At 58.3% G+C, this 566-nt stretch carries 1 protein-coding gene; it reads left to right on the top strand.

Annotation, left to right across the window (positions count from 1 at the left end):
- Nucleotides 1-39 precede the first annotated feature (39 nt).
- Nucleotides 40-566: hypothetical protein (locus C6558_RS38990; RefSeq protein ID WP_199197139.1), on the top strand; the 527-nt coding region annotated here is incomplete at its 3' end.

Raw genomic sequence — 566 nt, forward strand, 5'->3', positions numbered from 1 at the left:
CCCTCTTCACGAGGGCCGTCTTTGGATTGAGGGGTAACAATGGCAATCTCCTATGCCCATCGCGTTGGCCAGATCATCGGCTATGCCCTTGAGGCCAGCCTCGATCCGCTCTTGCGCGAAGTCGCCAGAGAACACAATCTCTACCTTGATGTGGCCCACCCTCGAGCGGCCCGCGATGGGAGAAAACTGATCCGCTGGTTCGACTCGTCTGGTAGCGGTCACAACCTGGACTTTGTTCTGGAACATGAGGGTTCCGAGGAGAAGGCGGGCGCCCCTAAAGCCTTCATCGAATCTGCATGGAGGCGCTACACGAAGCACTCCATGAATAAGGCGGGAGAGATCGCGAATGCTCTCGTTCCCCTCCGTTCGACCTATAGTCAGTACAGGCCTTTCCTGGGCGCCGTGGTGGCTGGCGAGTGGACTTCCTGCGGACTGGACAACATGCGAAATCAGGGCATCGAGGTGATCTATGTTCCCCGCCAGGACATCATCGACGCCTTTGCTCAGGTCGGGGTCGATGTGGACTTCGACGAGGACACCGCCGAGAGTTATCTCGCATCCCAGGT

This window comes from Ensifer sp. NM-2 (assembly GCF_003024455.1).
Taxonomy (GTDB): domain Bacteria; phylum Pseudomonadota; class Alphaproteobacteria; order Rhizobiales; family Rhizobiaceae; genus Ensifer; species Ensifer canadensis.